Source organism: Stenotrophomonas sp. YJH_SMC_64 (assembly GCF_059371375.1).
This window is the reverse complement of the sequence record NZ_JCAFUN010000017.1, coordinates 12,656-32,987: the sequence shown is the minus strand read 5'-3', so window position 1 is coordinate 32,987 and position 20,332 is coordinate 12,656. Positions and strand designations below refer to the sequence as shown.

17 protein-coding genes are annotated in these 20,332 nt (G+C 68.0%); 5 read left to right on the top strand and 12 right to left on the bottom strand.

Annotated features, from left to right (window positions below; translation table 11 throughout):
* Genes pdeM through AC5P9L_RS17785 form a run of 4 tightly spaced genes read right to left on the bottom strand, consistent with a single transcriptional unit; the run spans position 1 to position 5,690 of the window.
* A complete protein-coding gene (pdeM, locus tag AC5P9L_RS17800) occupies positions 1-642 on the bottom strand; it encodes a ligase-associated DNA damage response endonuclease PdeM (RefSeq protein WP_197613944.1) in 642 nt (213 codons plus the stop codon).
* Entirely contained in the window at positions 632-3,091 is a 2,460-nt protein-coding gene (locus tag AC5P9L_RS17795) for a ligase-associated DNA damage response DEXH box helicase (protein ID WP_279915758.1), read from the bottom strand. The genes pdeM and AC5P9L_RS17795 overlap by 11 nt, the downstream gene beginning before the upstream one ends.
* The gene (locus AC5P9L_RS17790; RefSeq protein ID WP_279915757.1) at positions 3,088-4,695 is read right to left on the bottom strand and encodes an ATP-dependent DNA ligase; all 1,608 of its coding nucleotides are present in this window, start codon (positions 4,693-4,695) and stop codon (positions 3,088-3,090) included. The genes AC5P9L_RS17795 and AC5P9L_RS17790 overlap by 4 nt, the downstream gene beginning before the upstream one ends.
* Positions 4,692-5,690 (bottom strand): ligase-associated DNA damage response exonuclease, encoded by a 999-nt coding sequence (locus tag AC5P9L_RS17785; protein WP_262101769.1) that lies wholly within the window; start codon positions 5,688-5,690, stop codon positions 4,692-4,694. The genes AC5P9L_RS17790 and AC5P9L_RS17785 overlap by 4 nt, the downstream gene beginning before the upstream one ends.
* Before the next feature lie 113 nt (positions 5,691-5,803).
* Between AC5P9L_RS17785 and AC5P9L_RS17780 the strand changes: the two genes are divergently transcribed.
* Positions 5,804-7,441 (top strand): acyl-CoA dehydrogenase family protein, encoded by a 1,638-nt coding sequence (locus tag AC5P9L_RS17780; protein WP_262101770.1) that lies wholly within the window; start codon positions 5,804-5,806, stop codon positions 7,439-7,441.
* A gap of 236 nt (positions 7,442-7,677) precedes the next feature.
* Here AC5P9L_RS17780 and AC5P9L_RS17775 read toward each other — a convergent pair whose 3' ends face one another.
* The 3 genes from AC5P9L_RS17775 to AC5P9L_RS17765 form a co-directional block, all read right to left on the bottom strand.
* Positions 7,678-8,088, bottom strand: a complete 411-nt coding sequence (locus tag AC5P9L_RS17775; RefSeq protein WP_005410582.1) for a hypothetical protein — start codon at positions 8,086-8,088, stop codon at positions 7,678-7,680.
* Positions 8,089-8,244: 156 nt separating this feature from the next.
* Positions 8,245-8,586: a hypothetical protein gene (locus AC5P9L_RS17770; RefSeq protein WP_005410581.1), complete on the bottom strand. Its 342-nt coding sequence runs from the start codon at positions 8,584-8,586 to the stop codon at positions 8,245-8,247.
* 124 nt (positions 8,587-8,710) lie between these two features.
* Positions 8,711-9,886, bottom strand: a complete 1,176-nt coding sequence (locus AC5P9L_RS17765) for a thiolase family protein (protein WP_111189523.1) — start codon at positions 9,884-9,886, stop codon at positions 8,711-8,713.
* 183 nt (positions 9,887-10,069) lie between these two features.
* On the opposite strand from AC5P9L_RS17765, the gene AC5P9L_RS17760 reads away from it, so the two are divergent.
* Positions 10,070-12,916, top strand: coding sequence for an autotransporter serine protease (locus tag AC5P9L_RS17760; protein WP_165710774.1), 2,847 nt, complete (start codon positions 10,070-10,072; stop codon positions 12,914-12,916).
* A 45-nt stretch (positions 12,917-12,961) separates the two neighbouring features.
* Here the strand turns inward: AC5P9L_RS17760 and AC5P9L_RS17755 are convergent, their stop codons facing one another.
* The gene (locus AC5P9L_RS17755; RefSeq protein WP_100438806.1) at positions 12,962-14,059 is read right to left on the bottom strand and encodes a Glu/Leu/Phe/Val dehydrogenase dimerization domain-containing protein; all 1,098 of its coding nucleotides are present in this window, start codon (positions 14,057-14,059) and stop codon (positions 12,962-12,964) included.
* A gap of 279 nt (positions 14,060-14,338) precedes the next feature.
* On the opposite strand from AC5P9L_RS17755, the gene AC5P9L_RS17750 reads away from it, so the two are divergent.
* Positions 14,339-15,415, top strand: a complete 1,077-nt coding sequence (locus AC5P9L_RS17750) for an HDOD domain-containing protein (protein ID WP_005410577.1) — start codon at positions 14,339-14,341, stop codon at positions 15,413-15,415.
* Positions 15,416-15,418: 3 nt separating this feature from the next.
* Here the strand turns inward: AC5P9L_RS17750 and AC5P9L_RS17745 are convergent, their stop codons facing one another.
* The 3 genes from AC5P9L_RS17745 to AC5P9L_RS17735 form a co-directional block, all read right to left on the bottom strand.
* Complete coding sequence (locus AC5P9L_RS17745; RefSeq protein WP_262101771.1) at positions 15,419-17,011, bottom strand: phospholipase D family protein; 1,593 nt, start codon at positions 17,009-17,011, stop codon at positions 15,419-15,421.
* A 130-nt stretch (positions 17,012-17,141) separates the two neighbouring features.
* Positions 17,142-17,840 carry an RNA pseudouridine synthase gene (locus AC5P9L_RS17740; RefSeq protein WP_111117698.1) on the bottom strand — a complete coding sequence of 233 codons (699 nt, stop codon included), beginning with the start codon at positions 17,838-17,840 and terminating at the stop codon, positions 17,142-17,144.
* 47 nt (positions 17,841-17,887) lie between these two features.
* A complete protein-coding gene (locus AC5P9L_RS17735; RefSeq protein ID WP_043035443.1) occupies positions 17,888-18,388 on the bottom strand; it encodes a M48 metallopeptidase family protein in 501 nt (166 codons plus the stop codon).
* A gap of 62 nt (positions 18,389-18,450) precedes the next feature.
* Between AC5P9L_RS17735 and AC5P9L_RS17730 the strand changes: the two genes are divergently transcribed.
* Complete coding sequence (locus tag AC5P9L_RS17730; RefSeq protein WP_005414218.1) at positions 18,451-19,008, top strand: DUF2058 domain-containing protein; 558 nt, start codon at positions 18,451-18,453, stop codon at positions 19,006-19,008.
* Positions 19,009-19,178: 170 nt separating this feature from the next.
* Positions 19,179-19,445: a DksA/TraR family C4-type zinc finger protein gene (locus tag AC5P9L_RS17725; RefSeq protein WP_005414219.1), complete on the top strand. Its 267-nt coding sequence runs from the start codon at positions 19,179-19,181 to the stop codon at positions 19,443-19,445.
* Between the two features lie 262 nt (positions 19,446-19,707).
* Here the strand turns inward: AC5P9L_RS17725 and AC5P9L_RS17720 are convergent, their stop codons facing one another.
* Entirely contained in the window at positions 19,708-20,301 is a 594-nt protein-coding gene (locus tag AC5P9L_RS17720; protein ID WP_005410571.1) for a mechanosensitive ion channel family protein, read from the bottom strand.
* Positions 20,302-20,332: the final 31 nt, after the last annotated feature.

Genomic DNA, 20,332 nt, shown 5'->3' with positions numbered 1-20,332 from the left:
TCAGGCGACCGGCAGTTCCACCAGGCCGCTTTCCACGCAGGCGATCATCTGTTCGCCGCGGGCGGGGGCAGGCACGATGCCTGCAGTGAATGCGGAGAAGGCCGGCAGGACCGTCATCCGGTCACGCAGCCAGAACGCGGGGAAGCGCCGTCGCAGTGGCTTCAAGGCAACCTGCGGGTGCAGATGCCCGGCGATCACATGCAGCGCCGCATCGGGCATCGGCTCATGCCGAAGCAGGAACGGCCGCAGTCGTACTTCATCGTGGATCTGGACCTGCAACTGCGCATGCGGCAGCTGGCGGTCGTGATTACCGCGCAGGACATGCACGTCCAGCGAAGCATTGCGTTCACGCCATCCCAGCCATTGCTGGTACCACGCAGCGCGATGCGCCGGCCCATGCAGGATGTCGCCCAGGATCCACAGCTCGCGGCAGGCATGCAGGTCCAGAAGCCGCTGCAAGCGTTGCAGGTCTTCGCCGGTGCCGCCGCTGGGCAACGCGATGCCGGCGCGACGGAACACATCGGCCTTGCCCAGGTGGAGGTCTGCGATCAGCAGTGCCTGCCGCGCGGGCCAGTACAGCGCACGCGCGCCCACCAGGACCACGGACTCACCAGCAAGCAGCAGCGGTAATTCATTGGTCATGACGGCGCTCCAGTTGCTGGGCCGCGCGCTGCACGCGCATACGCCAGTCTTCATTGCTGAACTGACCGCGCAGGCGTTCGGCCCACAATGGAAAGCCCAGCGGCGTGAGTGATGACGGTCGCTGCAGCGACAGCTGCTGCGTGCCGATCCGCTCCAGTACCTGTTGCACCCCCGGCAGGTCGAGGCTGTCGTACAGCACTTCATGTTCCGCCAGCGCCAGCAGCAGGTGTTCCGGATCGTGCTCGCGCAGCACGTCGTACAGCAGGCCCGCGGACGCCTGCAGCTGGCGCAGCGACCGTGGCATGCCACCGGGCAGGCTGGGCACCAGCAGGCCTGCTACGCGTGCGATGCCCCGGAACTGACGTCGCGCCAGCTCGCCCAGGTTCACTGCGGCGCGCAGATCGTCCAGCAACCGGTCATTGCCGAACAACGCACGCCATTGCGCCTCATCCAGATCGATCGGCCGCGCCGGCGCCAGCACCAGGCCATGATCGTTCACCGCATAGCCAATGCTGTTGCGTTGCTGGCGGGTGCAGCGCAGCGCCAACAGCGCGGCCAGTGCCTCGTGTACGTGGCGGCCGGCAAAGGGGTAGACGAACATGAATTGGCCTTCGCGGCGCCGCACCTCTTCCACCAGCAGGTGCTCTGGGCCGGGAAGCGCCGACAGCTGTTGCTGCAGTGCCAGCAACGGTGACAACCAGCGGGATTCGGCACTGTCGTCGGCGCCGGACAGCACCCACTCCAGCTCACGGCCGAGTGGCATCGACAGTGGCAACTGGCCTCCCTGCCAGCGCGGCACCACACCATCGCCGCGCCCTCGTGCCAGCCGCACGAAAGCGGTCATGTCGCGCAGCTGCACCAGTTCCAGCAGGCGCCCGGCGAACTGGAAACGGTCGCCGCGACGCAGGCGGCTGGCGAACTGCTCCTCCACTGCACCAAGCCCGCCACCGCGCAGGAACTGCACGCGCACGCTGCCATCGCTGCTGATGGTGCCGATCGACAGGCGGTGCCGCAGCGCCTGGCGGCGATCGTGCATGCGGTAGCTGCCATCGGCATCGCGCACGACCTTGTGGAAATCGGGGTACTGCGCCAGCGCCTGCCCACCCTGCACGATGAAGTCCAGCACGGCCCGCCATTGTTCATCGCCCAGCGTGGCGAAGGCATGGGTGCGACGCACCTGCGCCAGCAGCGCATCACTGTCAAAGCCGCCAGCGAGGGCGCGGCTGACCGCATGCTGTGCCAGCACGTCCAGTGACAACGTCGGCGGTCGACGCGCTTCGACCACGCCTTCGTGCAGTGCGCGGCGCACCGCTGCATATTCGGCCAGTTCCAGTGCGTGGCTGGGTATGCAGACGATGGCCCCCCCGGCGCCGGGACAATGGCGTGCGCGCCCGGCGCGCTGGCGCAGCCGCGCCACGCCCTTGGGACTGCCCAGCTGCAGTACCTGTTCAACCTCCGGGAAATCCACGCCGAGGTCGAGGCTGGAGGTCGCCACCACGCAGCGCAACGCGCCTGCGCGCAGGCCGTCTTCCACCTGCTGGCGCAGTGCTGGATCCAGCGAGCCATGATGCAGTGCCAGCGTGTCCGCGTCTTCCGGCCATACCGCCGCCAGCGCCTGGTGCCACAGCTCGGCCTGCGCGCGGGTGTTGGTGAACAGCAGGCTGCTGCGTACGGCCATCAGCGCGTCCAGCACGCGCGGCAGCTGCGCCAGGCCGAGATGCCCCGCCCAAGGGAAACGTTCACCGGGTTCCGGCAGCAGGCTGCGCACGCTGATCGCGCGCGGACGAACGCCCTGTACGATCGGTGCATCCTGTTGGCCAGGCAACAGCACGTCGCGGGCCTGCGGCAGGTTGCCCAGCGTGGCCGACAGTCCCCAAAGCTGCAGGGAAGGAGCGGCGTCGCGCAGCACCGCCAGGTTCAGCTGCAGCAGGACGCCGCGCTTGTTGCCCAGCAGTTCATGCCATTCGTCCACCACCACGCAGCGCAGCTGGCGCATGCGTGGCAGTGTGTCGGGATAGCTCAGCAGCAGTGCCAGCGATTCCGGCGTGGTCACCAGTACGTCGACGCGGCCTTCGCGGGCCTGCCGGCGCTCGCGGTTGCTGGCATCGCCGCTGCGCAGGCCGACCCGCCAGCCCAAGCCCAGCCCGTCGACCACTGCCTGCAGCGCACGTGCGGTATCACTGGCCAATGCCCGCAGCGGCGTCACCCACAGCACCTGCAGCGGCCGCACCGCGCTGGCCCGGCGCGGTGCCGACGGTGGATCGAGCATCGCCTGCAGCAGCGGGCCGCCGAACATGGCCAGCGTCTTGCCGCTGCCGGTGGGGGTGTGCAGCAGCCCGGAGTCGCCCGCCAGATAGTGCCGCCACATCGCGCGCTGGAACGGCAGTGAGCGCCAGCCGCGCGCAGCGAACCAGTCTTCCAGCCGGCGCAACGCCTGGCGGCGGTTCATCGCGCCAGCGCCTGCAGCGTGGCCAGCTGGTCGGCTTCGGTGGCGGGCTTGTCGTGGCGCCAGCGCAGGATGCGGGGAAAGCGCACGGCGATGCCGGATTTGTGCCGGCTGCTGCGGTTGACTGCCTCGAAGCCCAGTTCAAACACCTGTTCGGCACGCACGCTGCGCACCGGGCCAAACCGTTCACGGGTGTTGGCGCGGATCCAGCGATCGAGGGCCAGGATTTCCTTGTCATCCAGGCCCGAATAGGCCTTGGCCACCGGCACCAGCGTATCGCCGTCCCAGACGCCGAAGGTGTAATCGGTGTACAGCGTGCTGCGCCGTCCATGGCCGGCCTGCGCGTACAGCAGCACGGCATCAATGGTCAGGGGGTCGACCTTCCATTTCCACCAGTCGCCGCGCCGTCGCCCTGACTGGTAGGCGGACGTCCGGCGTTTCAGCATCAACCCTTCGACGCCCCGCTCACGGGCGGCCTCCCGCAACGTGGCCGCCTGCAGCCAGTCTCCAGCGGGTACGTCGGGCGACAGCTGGATGCGTGTGTCGCCTAGGGCACCGATGACCTCGGCCAACTGTGCACGCCGTTGCTGCAGTGGCAGCCCGCGCAGATCCTCGCCGTCGCGTTCAAGCAGGTCGTAGGCAAGCACGCGTACCGGGGTGTTGCGCAAGGTCGCTGCACCGGGCTTGCGACGCTGGATGCGGGTCTGCAGCGCGGTGAAGGCGCGCGGCAGGTCGTCGCTCTCGTCCCAGGCCAGCAGTTCTCCGTCCAGCACGCAGCCGTCGGGCAGCGCCATCGCGGCCTGTTCAATTTCCGGGAAGCGGCCATCCAGCCGTTCCTCGCCACGTGACCACAGCGCCACTTCACCGCGTCGGCGCAGCAGCTGCAGACGGATTCCATCCCACTTCCACTCCAGCAGCCAGTCTTCGACCGGACCCAGCCGTTCGCCCGGTTCGCCCTCCAACGGTGAGGCCAGGAAGAACGGGTACGGCTGCTGCCGGTCCAGTGGCAGTTCATCCGGCGACAGCAGCTGCCCCAGCAACGCGGGAGAGGGCACCCACTCGCCGAGCATGCGCTGGGCGATGCGCGCGATGTCCAGGCCGGACCATTCTGCCAGCGCCTGCTGCACCAGCCGTTGCGAGACACCCACGCGCAGCGCGCCGGTGAGCAGCTTGTTGAACACCAGGCGCTCGCCGCTGCACAGCTGCCGCCAGCCGGCGACGACCGCCGCACGGCGCACCACTTCGGGCTGGTTGGCTACCGCCAGCAGATGCTGCTCGATCCAGTCCGACAACGGCCGGTCGGCGGCGGGATGCAAGGGGTCATCCAGCAGCAGTGTCAGTGTTTCGGCCAGATCGCCGACCTGAGCGTAGCTGTCTTCCACCAGCCAGGCGGGCAGTCCGGATTCCTCGGCAATCCAGCTGCGCAGCTCACCACTGGCGGCGATCCTGCGGCGTGCGCCGCCGACCTTGCCGCCGCTGAGCAGGTACAGCGCCCACGCCGCATCGTGCGCCGCTGCGTGGCGGAAGTAGTCGACCAGTGCGGCGCGCTTGTCCAGCGTCGCAGTACTGCGGTCCAGGCGCTGGTAGAGCGCGGCGAAGGCCTTCATTCCTCGCTCCCGAAGTCGGTGCGAAAGGCTTCAGCCGCCACGCCGCGCTCGCGCAGGAACGGAATCAATGCATCGGTATTGCCATGGGTGGCGATGACCCGCTGCGCGCCGGTCTGTTCGATGGTCTGCAGCAGCGCGGGCCAATCAGCGTGATCGGAAATGACGAAGCCCCGGTCGACGTTGCGGCGCCGCCGGTTGCCGCGCAGCTGCATCCACCCCGAGGCGAACCCCAGTTGATGCGGTCCGAATCGGCGCATCCATGGCGTGCCTGCGGCCGAGGGTGGGGCCAGGATCAACTGGCCGGTGGCGTCGGGTTGACGCCCCTGTTCGGCGACGGTGAGTGTCTCCAGCATCGGGATGTTGGCCTGCCGGTAGACCGACACGCCATTGGCGATGGCGCCGTGCAGCCACGCGGGGCGGTCGTCCAAGGGCAACAACTCGGCCAGCACCCGCTGCGCCTTGCCGAGTGCATAGCACAGCAGGATCGCCGCTTCGCCACGTTGTTCGCATTCGCGGCGCCACGCCACGATCTCTGCGGCGACCGCCGTGGTGTCCGGCCAGCGATAGATCGGCAGCGCGAACGTCGCTTCGGTGATGAACGTATCGCAGGGCACCACTTCGAAGGGCGTGCAGGTCGGGTCGGGTTGGCGCTTGTAGTCGCCGGACGCCACCCACACCCGTTCACCATCGTCGATGCGCACCTGGGACGAACCGAGCACATGACCGGCCGGATGCAGCGATACCTGCACCCGGCCCAAGCGGAACGGCACCCCCTCGGCGTGCGCCTGCACGCCAACATCGCCCAGCCGCCAGCGCAGGATCGGCAGGCTTCCTTCGCTGCAGTGGTATTCGCCCATGCCCGGGCGCGCGTGGTCGCCGTGGCCATGGGTGATGACCGCGCGCGGCACCGGGCGCCAGGGATCGATGTGGAAATCTCCCGCGGCGCAGTACAGCCCCTCCGGACGCAGCACCACCAGATCGTCATTGCCTTCCATGCGGCCACTGTGGCCTGCGCTTCGTGCAGGCGGTGAGAACCGGCCTGAACACGGGCTTGGCGGGGCATGCGGCACAATCGGACCGCATACCTCTTGCCGCCAGGATGGACCGGATGAGTGGACCCAGCTTCAGCAGCAACGCGCCGTTTGAAACCCATGTGGTGCTGAACCAGCCGCCACCGTTCGCGGGACGCCAGCTGTGGACCGACGATGTGGCGTTGGCGGAGGCGGTGCATCGCGAGGGTGCCGGTGCCTTAGCGCCACGCCTGGCCGTGTACGGAGCCTTGGCCGGCGACGAGCTGTACCGGCTCGGCTTCGATGCCAACCGTGATCGCCCGCGGCTGCGTACGCACGATGCGCAGGGCCACCGCATTGATACGGTCGAGTTCCACCCTGCGTACCACCAGCTGATGTCCGCAGCGAAGCAGCATGGCGTGGCGGGTCTGTCCTGGCACGAGCCGCAGCCCGGCGCACACGTCGCGCGTGCGGCGCTGAGCTACCTGCACCACCAGGCCGAAGCCGGCACCAGTTGCCCCTTGACCATGACCCATGCGGCGGTGGCAGTGCTGCAGTCGCAGCCGCACCTGGCCGACTGGGCGCGCAAGGCCGCCGCGCCGGTCTATGACCCGCGCGACGTGCCGGTGGCGGACAAAAACGGCATCACGCTGGGCATGGGCATGACCGAGAAGCAGGGCGGCTCGGATGTACGTGCGAACAGCACGCGCGCCGAGCCGATCGATGGCGAACGTTACCGCCTGGTCGGCCACAAGTGGTTCTTTTCCGCGCCGATGTGCGATGGCTTCCTGGTGCTGGCGCAGGCACCGGGCGGGCTGACCTGCCTGCTGATGCCGCGCCGGCTGGCCGACGGCGACCGCAATGCATTCAGGCTGATGCGGCTGAAGGACAAGCTGGGTGACTGGTCCAATGCGTCCAGCGAGGTCGAGTTCTGTGGCGCGCAGGCATGGCGCGTGGGCGAAGAAGGGCGTGGCGTGGCGACCATCATCGGCATGGTGATGATGACCCGTCTGGACTGCATGCTGGGTGCGGCCGCGGAGATGCGCATGGCGCTGGCGCAGGCGCTGCATCATGCACGCCATCGGCGCACCTTCGGCAAGCTGCTGGTGGAGCACTCGCTGATGACCAACGTGCTGGCTGATCTGGCGCTGGAGTCGGAAGCGGCCACGGTGTTGGCGATGCGCATCGCACGCGCGGTGGATCGTGCCGGTGTGGATGCCAATGAAGCGGCGATGGCGCGGTTGGGGACGGCGCTGGGCAAGTACTGGCTGTGCAAGCGTGCGCCGGCCTTCGTCAATGAAGCGCAGGAATGCCTGGGCGGTGCCGGCTACGTGGAGGAGTCGATGCTGCCCCGCCTGTACCGGCAGGCACCGTTGAATTCGATCTGGGAGGGCAGCGGCAACATCCAGTGCCTGGATGTGCTGCGTGCGCTGGCGCGTGAACCGGAGGCGATGGCGGCGTTGCGCGGTGAGCTGGCGTCGGTGGCCGACCGTGATGCGCGCTATGCAGCGGCATTGCAGCGTTGGGCAGCGGCGCCGCCACCGGAGGAAGCGCAGGCGCGGCTGTTCTGCGAGCGCACTGCGCTGCTGCTGCAGGCGGCGCTGCTGCTGCGTGCGCGCAGTCCGATGGCGGAGGCGTTCGTGCGTAGCCGGCTGGAAGGGGAGCATGGGCTGGCGTTCGGGACGCTGCCGGCGGGGCTGGAGCTGACGGCGATGCTGGCGCGCGCGCTGCCGTAGGGGCGGCCCACGCCGGCTCTCGACACCTACGCTGACAGATTTTCATCAGATAAGGCTCGGGCGCGCCATCCATGGCGCTTACGCCCCTGCGCAACCTACCCGCGCGTCCTTGGACACTTTCCGTGGGCGCACACCACGGAATCAACAGAAGAAGCAGGGAGCGAAAAGCAGAAAAGCCGCGGCGGTGCCGCGGCTTTTCCTGTGGAACCGAGCCGGTGCTCGGCTGCCGGTAGGGCTTAGTGCTTGGCTTCTTCCTTGGCGGCGTTGGCCTTGGCGTCATTGGCGACATCGCGGGCCTTGTCGGCGACCTTCTGCGCGGCGTCGGCGGTGGCGTCGCTGGCGTGCGCGGCGGCGTCGGTTGCGGCGTCCTTGGCCTTGTCGGCGGCGTTGGCAGTGGCGTCTGCGGCCTTGTCCAGCGCCTGCTGGGTATCGGCGGCGGCCTGCTCGGAAGCGGCGGCGGTCTTGTCGGCGGCTTCGCGGGTGGCGGCAGCAGCCTTGTCGACGGCGTCGCGGGCGGCAGCGCCGGCGCTGTCGGCCGCCTGCTGCGCGTCCTGCTTGGCCTGTTCGGCTTCCGGGCCCTTGCAGGCGGCCAGGGCCAGCAGCAGGGAGGCGGCCAGCAGGGTGGTGGTGATCGGACGAATCTTCATGGCGGTCTCCGGCACTGCAATGGATGGGGACGCCAGCCTATTCATGCCGTTGTGAAGACCGGGTCGCGATGCAGGGGCTTGATCGCCGGCATCCACGCAAAGAAAAAGCCGCTGGCGAACCAGCGGCTTTTCCAGAACAGCGTGAAGAAAGAAGTATTACTTCTTGGCTTCTTCAGCAGCGTCCTTGGCCTTCTCAGCGGTGCCTTCAGCAGCCTTGGCAGCGTCAGCAGCAGCGCCGGCAGCAGCGTCGGTGGCAGCACCGGCGGTCTGGGCAGCGGCGTCGGTGGCGGCGTCAGCAGCGGTGGCGGCGGTGTCAGCGGCCTGCTGGGCAGCGTCGGCGGTCTGGGCGCCAGCAGCGGCGGCCTGGTCGGCAGCAGCCTGGGCTTCGGTGGCGGCTTCGTTGGCCGAAGCAGCGGCGTCCTGGGCAGCTTCCTGCTTCGAGCAGGCGGCCAGGGCCAGAGCCAGGGACATCGCGACCAGCAGCTTGTTGATGCTCATTGTGTAAATCCTCGTCGTTAGAATTAGGCAACGCGCATGCTGCGCGCCGACAACATGATGACAAGCCAAGATTGGGTGTCAAGCGATCCCGCATTCATTTTTGCGAAATCATCGTTAAATCTTTTTAAATCAATTCGATGGCGATTGCCGTTGCTTCGCCGCCGCCGATGCAGAGGGTGGCAATGCCGCGCTTGCCACCACGCGTGCGCAGAGCGTTGACCAGGGTCACCACAAGACGTGCGCCGGAGGCCCCGATGGGGTGACCCAGTGCGCAGGCGCCGCCATTCACGTTGAGCTTGTCGTGAGGGATGCCCAGTTCGCGCATCGGGGCCATCGCCACCACAGCAAAGGCTTCGTTGATTTCGAACAGATCGACCTGGTCCAGCGACCAGCCGGTCTTGCCCAGCAGCTTGTGCAGCGCGCCGATCGGCGCGGTGGTGAACCACTCCGGTTCCTGCGAGTGGGTGGCGTGGCCGACGATGCGGGCCAGCGGGGTGATGCCACGTGCGGCCGCGTCTTCCTCGGTCAGCAGGACCACCGCGGCGGCGCCGTCGGAGATGCTGGAGGAACTGGCGGCGGTCACGCTGCCGTCCTTCTTGAAGGCCGGGCGCAGGGTCGGGATCTTGGCGATGTCCGAGCGCCCCGGCTGCTCGTCGATGGCGACCTCGACGTCACCCTTGCGGGTGGCTACCTTCACCGCGACGATCTCATCGGCAAACGCACCATTGGCCTGGGCAGCCTGCGCGCGCTTGACCGACTCGATCGCATAGGCGTCCTGCTCTTCGCGGCTGAACTGGTACTTGTCCACCGCGCACTCGGCGAATTCGCCCATGGCCTTGCCGTCATAGGCGTTGACCAGGCCATCGTGGGCCATGTGGTCGACCGCCTGGAAGTTGCCGAAACGGTTGCCGGTACGGGAGTTCGGCAGCATGTGCGGGGCGTTGGACATCGATTCCATGCCGCCGGCGACCACGATGCTGGCCGAGCCGGCCTTGATCAGGTCATGGCCGAGCATGATGGTCTTCATGCCCGAGCCGCACACCTTGTTCAGCGTGGTGGCACCGGCCGACAGCGGAATGCCGGCGGCGATCGCCGCCTGGCGGGCGGGCGCCTGGCCGAGGTTGGCCGGCAGCACGCAGCCCATCAGGACTTCGGAAACGTCGCTGGCCGGGACACCCGATTGTTCCAGCGCGGCGGCGATGGCTGCGGCGCCGAGGGTCGGGGTCGGCACGCCGTTGAACTGGCCGAGGAAGGAGCCGATGGCGGTACGCTTGGCGGCGGCGATGACGATGTTGGACATGGCAATCTCGTTGATGCGTAAGCAATGTTCGGAAAGGAGACCGGAGGCCGTTGGATGCGCCCCGGTTTCCCGGCAGACTGCGTGGGGGTCGGCCCAAGTATAGAGGGTCGGGGAGGGCTGCCGCTGTGCGGCGCCGAACGCCTGCCGGGATGAAGGCAGGCCAACGTTCACGGGAAGGAATCGATGGAGCGAACGATGATGGTGAGGTCTGTGCTGGCAACCGCGCTGGCGATGGCGCTGACGGCCTGTGGTGGAGGCGGCGGAGGCGGCAGCAACGTGCGCGTCGACCCGCCCCCGACCACGCCGACACCTCCAACCACGCCTCCGCCGACGACACCACCGCCGGCCAAGCCGCAGGAGCCGGCCTTTGATGCGCATCTTTCAGTCACCAACGCGCGCGCCGCACAGGCCGCCGGCCTGACCGGGCAGGGCGTGCGCATCGGCATCGTCGATTCGGGCGTGCAGCGCAACGCGGTGGCCTTGAATGGTCGCGTGCTGGCCAACTTCAATTACATCGATCCCGCCAGGAACAACCTGGCGGTTGATGACGTGGTCGGGCATGGCACCGCCGTGGCCAGCCTCGCTGCCGGCGCAGCAGTGGGGACCTGGCCGGGCGGTATCGCGCCAGGCGCCCAGATCGTCTCGGCAAGGATCATTTCCGACAAGCCGCCGACCGATGACGGCAGTGGCCAGGGCAATGCCTTCAGTGGGCCGCTGGGCGTGGCCCAGGTCCACCAGGACCTGATCAGCTACAACGTGAAGGTGATGAACAACTCGTGGGGCGGCCTGTACTGGACCGACCTGCCGACCACCGCGCAGGTAGCCGCCGAATACCGGCCGTTCGTGATCAACCACGGTGGCCTGGTGGTGTTCGCCGCCGGCAATGACGGCCGCAGCGAGCCGAGCAGCCTGGCCGCGCTGCCCAGCCAGAAGGGCGTGGCAGGCACGCTTCCGGCGGCCGATCTGGAGCGCGGCTGGCTGGTGGCCACGGCGGTGGACCCGTTTACGCCGGGCGCGCTGGCCAGCTATTCGAATGCCTGCGGCCAGGCGGCCCGCTACTGCCTGGCAGCGCCGGGCAGCGCGGTCTACCCGGATGCCAACGGTGGCAGCTACTACTGGAACTACGGCACCTCGTTCGCCGCGCCGCTGGTCTCCGGTGCGGCGGCGCTGGTCTGGCAGCGCTTCCCCTACTTCAACAACGATCTGGTGAGGCAGACCCTGCTGGGCACTGCCAAGGACATCGGTGCGCCCGGCGTGGATCCGGTGTTCGGCTATGGCCTGCTCGACATCGGTCGCGCGATCAACGGTCCCGGCCGCTTCGACTGGGGCGATGTGGTTGCCAACGTTGATGCCGGCTCGACCAACTCGATGTGGAGCAACGACATCACCGGCAGCGGTGGCCTGGTCAAGCAGGGCGGAGGCAAGCTGGTACTGGCCGGCAACAACAGCTATTCCGGCGCCACCCGCATCGAGCGCGGCATCCTGACGCTGCAGAACGGTGGCGTGATCCGTTCAAATGTGACGATCCTCGCCCAGCCCGACCCGGATTCCACCGGTCTGCAGTTCAACGGTGGCACGCCGCGGGTGATCGGCAATGTGGTCAACGGCGGCAGCGTGTTCCTCACCACCGGCAATACCACCGGCACCATCGAGGGCAACTACACCCAGCAGCCCGGCGCGCAGCTGATGATCGCGCTCGGTGCCAACGCACTTCAGGTCACCGGCAACGCAACGATCAATGGCGGTGTGCGTGTGCACGGCTTCGTCTCCGGCTATGTGCCGCAGAACGGAACGCGCCAGGACCTCATCCACGCCGCGGGTGGCCTGAACGGCACCTTCAGTACCCAAGCCACTTCCACCGGCCTGCAGGGGCTGACCCTGGTGGCACCCACGTATGGCTACGACAGCAACAACGCCTGGTTGAACGTGAACCAGGTCAGCGTCACCGCCGCAGCCAGTGGCCTGAGCGCCTCCGCACAGGCCGCAGCGCAGCGCCTGGAAGGCGCATTCGCAGTGCTCGACGGCAACACCGGCCTGCAGGGATCGCCCTTCGGTGCGGCAGCCGGTGCGCTGCAGTGGGCCGGAGGCGGCCAGCAGGGCCTGGCCGACAGCCTGCAGAGCTTGTCCGGCCAGGCGCATGCCCGCGCCGAGGCTGCCACCTTCGACAGCATCGACATGTCGCGGCGTGCGATTGCCGAGCGCTTCGATCGTGTACAGGCCACCCCGCGCCTGCGCGGGAGCTGGCAAAGCGCGCTGGGTGAGGCGGGGCAGGGCAGCTTCGCCGGCAACGCCGCCGACAGCCGGGGCTGGATGGCCGGCCAGGATCTGCCGCTGGGCGGCAACGGCCTGATGGGCGTCGCCTTCGGTGAGACCCGCAGCAATGGTGGCAGCAGTTTCGGCGGCGATCGCGGGCGTGATCGCCAGGCGCAGGCACAGTTGTACGCTGGCTGGAACCTGGGGCGTGGCTATGCGCTGGCCCAGTTCGGCAGTGGCCAGTTCACCCGCGCGCTGGATCGCCAGCTGCTGCTGGGTGCGGGCGCCTATGGTGTCTCGGCGCGTTACGGCGGGCGTTTCAGCAGCGCCAGCGTGGAAGGCGGATATCGCCTGGGCCGCGCAGGCGCTTCGTTGACGCCCTACCTCGGTGCCAGCACCACGCGTGTCGATACCGATGCGTTCAATGAGCTGGGCGGTTTCGGCTTCGGCCTGCGTGGTGATGCCACCCGCGCGCAGCGCAGCCAGATGCTGGCCGGCATCCGCGGCGAGCGGGGCTGGGGGCGTTGGAACCTGCGCGGACACGCCGAGTGGCAGCAGCGGCTGGACGGCGGTGACGCCGATTGGCAGGCCAGTTTTGTCGGCGTGGATGCCTGGGCGCCGCTGGCAGGCTGGAATGCGCCGCGCGGCAGTGCGCTGATCGGCGTCGCGCTGGAATCGTGGTGGGGCCGCAATGGCCGCTTGAGCCTGGGTTTCGACCAGCGTATCGGTGGCGAGGGCGCGCGGCAGGCTGCGTTGCGCTACAGCACCGGGTTCTGAGCAATCGGTCGCGCCGGGAAGGATCCCGGCGCGACGTCTGCAGCCTCAGCCGCCGCGCAGGTTGCCCAGGCGCGGAGTGCTGCGGCCCAGCGGCATCTTCAGCTTGCCGATCGACAGGATGCGGCTTTCCGCAATGCGATCGGCGGCCCGCTGCGGCGCGATGTTCTCGCGCTGCGACAGTTCGAAGATGCGGGTGAGGTTGTGGTAGATGCTGCGGATCAGGCGCATCGCGCGTTCGCGGTTGTAGCCGTCGATCTCCAGCGACACGTTCATCACACCGCCGGCGTTGACGGCGTAGTCGGGGGCGTAGAGGATGCCGCGCGCATGCAGTTCGTCGCCGATCTCCAGGCTCGACAGCTGGTTGTTGGCCGTGCCGCAGATGATCTTGGCCTTGATCCGCGGCAGCGTGTCGGCGTTGATCGCGCCTTCCAGCGCACACGGTGCGAACACATCGGCGTTCACTTCGTGGATCTCGTCCGGCTTGACCGCCTCGGCGCCGAAATCGCTGACTGCACGATCAACCAGCGCACTGTCCAGGTCGGTGACATACAGCTTGGCACCGCGGTCACGCAGCAGTTTCACCAGTTCCATGCCGATGTGGCCCAGACCCTGCACCGCGATGCTGGTCTTGCCTACTTCCTCATGGCCGAACTTGAAGCGCATCGCCGCCATCAGTGCCTGCAGTGCGCCGTAGGCCGTGAAAGGCGCCGGATCGCCGGAGCCACCATGGACCTGGTGCACGCCGGTCACGAACTGGCTCTCCAGGTAGATGTTCTCCATGTCGTTGACGTCGGTGCCAACGTCCTCGGCGGTGATGTAGCGGCCGCCCAGCGAATCGACGTAGCGGCCGAAGGCGCGGAACAGTACCTCGGTCTTGTCCGTCTTCGGGTCGCCGATGATCACCGCCTTGCCGCCGCCCACGTTGAGCCCGGCCAGCGCATTCTTGTAGGTCATCGTCCGGCTCAGCCGCAGCACATCGGCCAGCGCTTCGTCGGTGCTGGCGTAAGGGCGCATGCGCACGCCGCCCAGGGCGGGGCCCAGGGTGGTGTTGTGGATGGCGATGATCGCCTTCAGGCCGGCATCGTGGTTGTGGCAGAACACCACTTGTTCGTGGCCGGTGGTGGCGAGGGTTTCGAATAGCATGGCGTCTCCGATGGCGCGAACAGCGGCGAACTGCAGCGAACGGCCAGTGAACGGTAGGGTCCCAAAAACAAAAAAAGCGACGTCGTCAGTGCAGGGGGACGGGTCGCGCGGCGCCATTCTAGTCCATTCCCCCGGTCGCTGCCGTCGACATCGGCGCCCTTCCGGTTAAAGAAGATGAAAGTGCGGCCGATGCTGCGACGACGGCGGGTGGCCGGATTCGCGTGAAGAGGCAGGGCGGTCAGTGACGGCAAGGGCACCACAACGACAGGGCAGGCGGCGATGACGCCGGCCTGGTGGCGATCGCTGCGCGGCTGGCTGGCGCGCTCGACCGGGGCGGCTCCGTTGCGCCTGGCGGCCGTATCGCGACAGGCGGTCGCTGCTGCCGCAGCCAGCCTTCAGGGCGAGGCGCTGCAGGCCGGTGAGATCGCCGCCCACCTGCAGCGCGGCCTGCATGCACTTGCCCTGTACCCACGGCTGGCCGGCGAGCCTGCCCCCGTGCAGGATCCGGCACTGGGCGAAGCGGTGGCGCGCGCGCTGCAGGACCGTGACTGGGCCGCCCGGCACCTGCCGCGGCGCCCGCAACTGCTGCCGCAGCTGATCCAGACCGTCAACGACGATGCCGCCTCGGCACGGGTGATGGCGGCCATCATCGGCCAGGACCCGGTGCTGACCGGAAATCTGCTGCGCATCGCCAACAGCCCGGCCTACAAGGTGCATGAGCGGCCGGTGGAAAGCCTGCAGCGTGCGGTGACCCTGGTCGGTACCGAGGGCGTGCGCCAGATCATCAGCGCGGTGCTGGTGCAGCCGGTGATGCAGGTGCAGTGCGGCATGTTTCCGCAGTTCAGCACGATCATCTGGGAGCACGCACTGCTGGCTTCGCGTGCGGCCGCCGATCATGCGCGCACGGTCACCTTCGGTGATGCCTTCGCTGCGCAGTGGCTGGGCCTGGTGCAGGGGCTGGGGTCAGCGCTGGTGATGCGCCAGCTGCTGCAGGAAGCGCAGGCACGCGACGAAACCGTGGAGCCGGCGCTGGCCCTGCAACTGCTCCAGCAATGGTCGTTGCCGCTGGCACAACGCGTGGCTGCAGCCTGGGAGCTGCCCGAGCCCGTGCACCAGGCACTGGCGCCGGAGGCCGATGGCCCACTCGCCGACAGCCTGCGTCTGGCCAGCGCTGCGGCGGCAGCCAGCCTGCTGTGCCGGCATGGACATGCCAGCCAGAGCCGCATGCTGGCCCTGCTCGAACAGTTGCCTTCAGCGCCGCCGCATGCCCTGCGTTGGATCTGGCGGCGCCTGCATGGACGCAGCGTGGAAACACGTGATGAGGCCGGACAGGAAGAGGCGGGTCCAACACCCTGAGCGCTACAGCTGCGATTCGACCGGCAGCCAGCTGATCACCCGCGACAACCAGCGTTTGCGCGCCGCTGCCCCCGGCTCGGCCTCCACCCAGTGCGGTGGCGGTTCGCGCTCCAGCCAGCGCAACCGGCGACGGTCATCCAGCGCCAGCCACCAGCTGTGCCTGGGATCAGCCAGGCGCAGGTACTCGTCCCGCAGCTGTGCGCCCAGCACCGGATCGTCGAACAGCACGCCCATCTCGGTGTTCAGATAGGCCGAGCGCGGGTCGAGGTTGAACGAACCGACAAAACCGCGGCGGTCATCGACCAGGAACGCCTTGGTATGCAGGCTGGCGCCGCTGCTGCCGAACACGCCGGCATCGCCGGACTGCCCTTGTGCCTTCAGTTCGTAAAGGTGGACGCCGGCTTCGAGCAACGGCACGCGGTAGCCCATGTAGCCACCATGCACGGCGGCGACGTCATTGGCGGCCAGTGAGTTGGTGACCACGCCGACCTGCACGCCCCGCCCGGACATGGCCGAAAAGCCATCCAGGCCCTCGTTGCCGGGAACGAAGTAGGGCGAGATCAACAGGGCCTTGTGCCTGGCGGCCTGCAGCTCGCTGATCAGGGTCGACACCAGCCAGGCAGCGCGATCGTCCTTGCGGTGCTTCATCGGCGGGTCGGACACGATGCGCACTGCACCGCTCCAGCGCAGCGGCTCGGGGCTCGGGCGCTGCCGCTTGCGTGATTCGGCTACGCGCGCCAGGTACGGCCGGGCCACGTCCCGCTGCGCCTCATGGTCCGATTCGCGCACCAGCAGGCGAAGCTGTGCGTCGGTATGGAAGGCAAGCGCGGATACCGGAATGGCGGTTTCGCTGTTCCAGTAGTCGTCGAAGATGCGGTTGGCCTGCTCCACGGCGGGGCCGGCGACCAGCAGGTCCAGATCCTGGAAGTTCACATCGGTGCGCGCGCTGAAATACTCCTCGCCGATGTTGCGGCCACCGACGATCGAGACGCGGCCATCGGCGATCCAGCTCTTGTTGTGCATGCGGTGGTTCACGCTGAAGAAGCGCTGCACCATCTCCACCATGCGCAGGATGCCGGTCCGGTTGCGGAACGGGTTGTACAGGCGGATCTCGATGTTCGGATGCGCATCGAGCGCCATCATCAGCGCGTCCTTGTCCTTGGCATTCATGTCATCAAGCAGGATGCGCACGCGCACGCCGCGCTCGGCGGCGTCATACAGCGCCTTGGCCATCAGGTGGCCGATCAGGTCGTCGTGCCAGATGTAGTACTGCAGGTCCAGGCTGCGGCCTGCGTGCGTGGTGATCATCGCGCGTGCGGCGAAGGCATCCATGCCATCACTGAGGAAGGCCACGCCGGACTGGCCGGGATGGGCCTCCTGCAATGGCACGATCTGCTGGTCGATGCGGGTCTGCGCCGGCTGCAGTGGCAGCACATGCGAAGGCGTGCCCCGTGCCTGCGGCGTGAGGTGGTCGGCCAGCAGCAGGCCGGACAGCACCAGCAGCACCAGCACGGCGAGGATGATCGCAGCAACACGCAGCAGGCGTCGCCACAGCGGCTTGGGCAGGCTCATGCCCCGATGGTAGAGCCACGCCATGCGTGAAGGAATGCCTGCAGGATCGACAGGGGGTCAGAGCCCTTGCCTTCGGCACGGGATCCCACCCCGAGGGGGCGTCACCGATGGGGTCGGATCCCATTCCACAGGAAAGGGCTCTGACCCGCACACCTCAGAACCGCTCATCGCTGCCCAGGTAGCGCCACTGCCCCGGCGGCAGCGGCCCCAGCGCCACGCGTCCGATACGCAGGCGGCGCACCCCGGTCACCTGCAGCCCGGCGGCTGTCACCGCTGCACGCAGGCCCTTGGCGGTAAGCCCCTTGCCGGCAAAGCGCAGGCGTTGTTCGCTCTGCCAGCTGACCTTGCCGCCGCCGGCCTCCTGCTGCAGACGCGCCATCAGCCATGGCCCACGCTCCGGGCCGCCTTCGGCCACTTCGATCAGGTATTCCTGCTCGGTGCGGCCCAGATTGCGCTGCAGATGGGCCAGCGCGGCCGGATCCTGGCTGACCACCACCAGGCCGCTGTCGCTGGCCGGAAGCGAGGCGGCCAGCTGCAGGCCGTGGAAGTGGCGTTGCAGGGGGCGGATGCCGCTGGCATCGAGCTCGCTGCGACTGTCACTGCTGACCAGCGCGCAGAGAGTCTCGGCGGCAATGCCGGCCGGCTTGTGCAGGAGCATGCTGACCCGTTCGGCCTTTTCATCGCTGGCCTGCTCGGCGACCACGATCTGCGCGGCCTCGTCGACCGGGCGCTGCGGCTGTTCCACCACGTCGCCATTGACCGTGACCCAGCCGCCTTCGATGTAGCGTCGCGCTTCGCCGCGCGGGATGCCGAGCAGGGCGGACAGGCGTTTGTCGAGACGGATCGGTTCCATGGCGGCAAGGTCGGGCAGGGGGCGCGCAGTGTAGCTGCTGCGGCCGGTCAGCGCTGGCCGCGGTTGGCCAGCTCGGTCAGGTACAGGCGGGTATCGAACTCCAGCTGCAGGTAATCCGGCTCCATGTGCTGGCACAGCTGGTAGAAGGCCTTGTTGTGGTCGGCTTCCTTCAGGTGGGCCAGCTCATGTACCACGATCATGCGCAGGAACGCTGCTGGTGCCTGGCGGAACACGGTGGCGATGCGGATCTCGCGGCTGGCCTTGAGGCGGCCGCCGTGCACGCGGGAAATGGCGGTATGAGTGCCCAGCGCGTGCTTGATCACTTCCAGCGTGTTGTCGTAGCAGACCTTGTTGAGCGGCACCGACTTGCGCAGGTAGCGGTCCTTCAGCTCCTGGGTGTAGTCGTACAGCTGGCGGTCGCTGCGCACCTCGTGGGGGTCGGGATAGCGCTGCTGCAGCCAGGGGCCGAGCTTGCCTTGCGCCAGCAGTTCGCTGACCTGGGCGACCAGGGGTTCGGGATAGCCGGTGAGGTACTTCAGGACTGCCATGCAGGGGCGGCGGGGCGTCGGTAGAATGGGGCATCCAAGATTACACGCGGTACGCACCGACCATGGCAAAGCCCAACGCGCTGCAGGAACAATTGCTCAAGGCCGGCCTGGCCAAGAAGTCGCAGGCCAGCGCCGCCGCGCGCGAGCAGGCCAAGGCCCGCCAGGGCAAGGCCGAATCGACCTCGGCCGAGGTCCAGCGCGAGGCTGAACGCGTCCGCGCCGAGAAGATCGAGCGCGACCGCGCGCTGGCCGCCGAGCGCAATGCGCAGGCCAGGCAGGCTGAACAGAAGGCGCAGGCGAAGCAGATCATCGCGGCCCATGCCGTGCCCCACAAGGGCGATGACGAGTACCGCTTCAGCGATGGCACGGCGATCCGCACCCTGCTGATCGACCCCAAGCTGCGCAAGGCGCTGTCGGTCGGCGTGCTGGTCATCGTTGCCCACGGCGACGGTTACGCTCTGCTGCCACGTGCTGCTGCCGAGAAGGTGCGTGAGCGCGCCCCGGAAGCGATCATCGTCGACCACGGCCAGCCGGGCTCGACCGCTGAGATATCCACCGGCAATGCCGAGGACGACGCCTACTACGCCCAGTTCCAGGTGCCCGACGACCTGGTCTGGTAAGCGAAAAGGGGACGGAGGGGATTAAGTCGCGATCGACCTGATTGAAGCCCTCCACGTTCTGCTCAGATTGCTGAAGATCAGCCGGGCATGGCTCGGCTCAACACAGGTCTGCTCCTTTGTGCGCGGGTGTATCGTCCCCATTTCAGGCGACACACCTGCGGAGGATGGCCATGGCCACCGGTTGGGCGGGAGACGGCGCGGTCCAGGATCAGATCGACGCCACCGTCGACGATGCGATTGCCCGCGCGCGGCGCCAGCTGCGGCAGGGCCCTGGTCTGGAACACTGTGAGGAATGCGACGCGCCGATTCCGTTGGCGCGGCGCCAGGCCGTGCCCGGGGTACGGCTGTGCGTGGCGTGCCAGCAGGCGCACGACGACGAAGAGCAGGCGCATGCCGGGTACAACCGGCGTGGCAGCAAGGACAGCCAGCTGAGGTAAGGGGTGTTTTATTGCAGGGCTGCGCCCTGCACCTGCAGAAGCAACGTCAACATCAAAGGCTGGCATTCCGTGGGTTGGCAGGGCGGTGTGGGTGGGCAGGACCGTTGGCGCCATGGATGGCGCCATCGAGCCCCCATGGACGGGTTTACGGCGTGTCCTGACCACCCACACCGCCCCGCCATCCCACGGAATGCCGCTCTTGATCTTGCTTCGGCTTCGGCCTCTGCAGGTGCAGGGCGCAGCCCTGCAAGGGCCCCCCCCCTCAGCCGTCGCCCTGGATGCCGCCGGGGGCCTGTGCCGGGTCACGCCAGCGCCGCACCGTGCGCTGGAAGAACAGGTTGTTCGGCAGCTGCAGCACCGTGCCCTCGTGGCCGTCGCCGGTCTCCTGCAGCGTGGTGTAGATCAGGTTCACGTCGATCACCCGCCCCTTCAGGCCCGGTTTCTCGCCGTTCTCCAGCACCTCGATGTAGTCATGCAGGCGGAACGGGCGCGTGGTGAAGATCAGCAGCGTGCAGAAGATGTTGGAGAGCACGCTCCAGGCCGCGAAGAAGGCCACCGCACCCACCGCCGCGAAGCCGGTGAACGCGGTCCACAGTACCGACGGCGACGCGCCGAGCAGGCTGAGGATGTACAGCACTGCGCTGAAATAGACCACGAAACTGGTGATCCGGCGCGCGCCCATCACCATTTCCGGTGGCAGCGTGTAGTGCTCGGCGAAGCGGCGGATCAAGCGCCGTGCCAGCACCCGCAGCAGCCACGCGGCCAGCAGGGTGAGCAGGATCTTCACGGCGATACCCGCGTCGTGGAGCCAAGGGTAGGTCCAGGCCGGCAGGTGATCCTTCAGCGACAACATCATGGGGGCGACGACGGGTGGCAATAACGGCCCT

Excerpts from the sequence above, each read along its gene's own strand:
- pdeM (WP_197613944.1), bottom strand. The coding sequence starts at position 642 with ATGACCAATGAATTACCGCTGCTGCTTGCTGGTGAGTCCGTGGTCCTG.
- AC5P9L_RS17795 (WP_279915758.1), bottom strand. The coding sequence starts at position 3,091 with ATGAACCGCCGCCAGGCGTTGCGCCGGCTGGAAGACTGGTTCGCTGCG.
- AC5P9L_RS17790 (WP_279915757.1), bottom strand. The coding sequence starts at position 4,695 with ATGAAGGCCTTCGCCGCGCTCTACCAGCGCCTGGACCGCAGTACTGCG.
- AC5P9L_RS17785 (WP_262101769.1), bottom strand. The coding sequence starts at position 5,690 with ATGGAAGGCAATGACGATCTGGTGGTGCTGCGTCCGGAGGGGCTGTAC.
- AC5P9L_RS17780 (WP_262101770.1), top strand. The coding sequence starts at position 5,804 with ATGAGTGGACCCAGCTTCAGCAGCAACGCGCCGTTTGAAACCCATGTG.
- AC5P9L_RS17775 (WP_005410582.1), bottom strand. The coding sequence starts at position 8,088 with ATGAAGATTCGTCCGATCACCACCACCCTGCTGGCCGCCTCCCTGCTG.
- AC5P9L_RS17770 (WP_005410581.1), bottom strand. The coding sequence starts at position 8,586 with ATGAGCATCAACAAGCTGCTGGTCGCGATGTCCCTGGCTCTGGCCCTG.
- AC5P9L_RS17765 (WP_111189523.1), bottom strand. The coding sequence starts at position 9,886 with ATGTCCAACATCGTCATCGCCGCCGCCAAGCGTACCGCCATCGGCTCC.
- AC5P9L_RS17760 (WP_165710774.1), top strand. The coding sequence starts at position 10,070 with ATGGAGCGAACGATGATGGTGAGGTCTGTGCTGGCAACCGCGCTGGCG.
- AC5P9L_RS17755 (WP_100438806.1), bottom strand. The coding sequence starts at position 14,059 with ATGCTATTCGAAACCCTCGCCACCACCGGCCACGAACAAGTGGTGTTC.
- AC5P9L_RS17750 (WP_005410577.1), top strand. The coding sequence starts at position 14,339 with ATGACGCCGGCCTGGTGGCGATCGCTGCGCGGCTGGCTGGCGCGCTCG.
- AC5P9L_RS17745 (WP_262101771.1), bottom strand. The coding sequence starts at position 17,011 with ATGGCGTGGCTCTACCATCGGGGCATGAGCCTGCCCAAGCCGCTGTGG.
- AC5P9L_RS17740 (WP_111117698.1), bottom strand. The coding sequence starts at position 17,840 with ATGGAACCGATCCGTCTCGACAAACGCCTGTCCGCCCTGCTCGGCATC.
- AC5P9L_RS17735 (WP_043035443.1), bottom strand. The coding sequence starts at position 18,388 with ATGGCAGTCCTGAAGTACCTCACCGGCTATCCCGAACCCCTGGTCGCC.
- AC5P9L_RS17730 (WP_005414218.1), top strand. The coding sequence starts at position 18,451 with ATGGCAAAGCCCAACGCGCTGCAGGAACAATTGCTCAAGGCCGGCCTG.
- AC5P9L_RS17725 (WP_005414219.1), top strand. The coding sequence starts at position 19,179 with ATGGCCACCGGTTGGGCGGGAGACGGCGCGGTCCAGGATCAGATCGAC.
- AC5P9L_RS17720 (WP_005410571.1), bottom strand. The coding sequence starts at position 20,301 with ATGATGTTGTCGCTGAAGGATCACCTGCCGGCCTGGACCTACCCTTGG.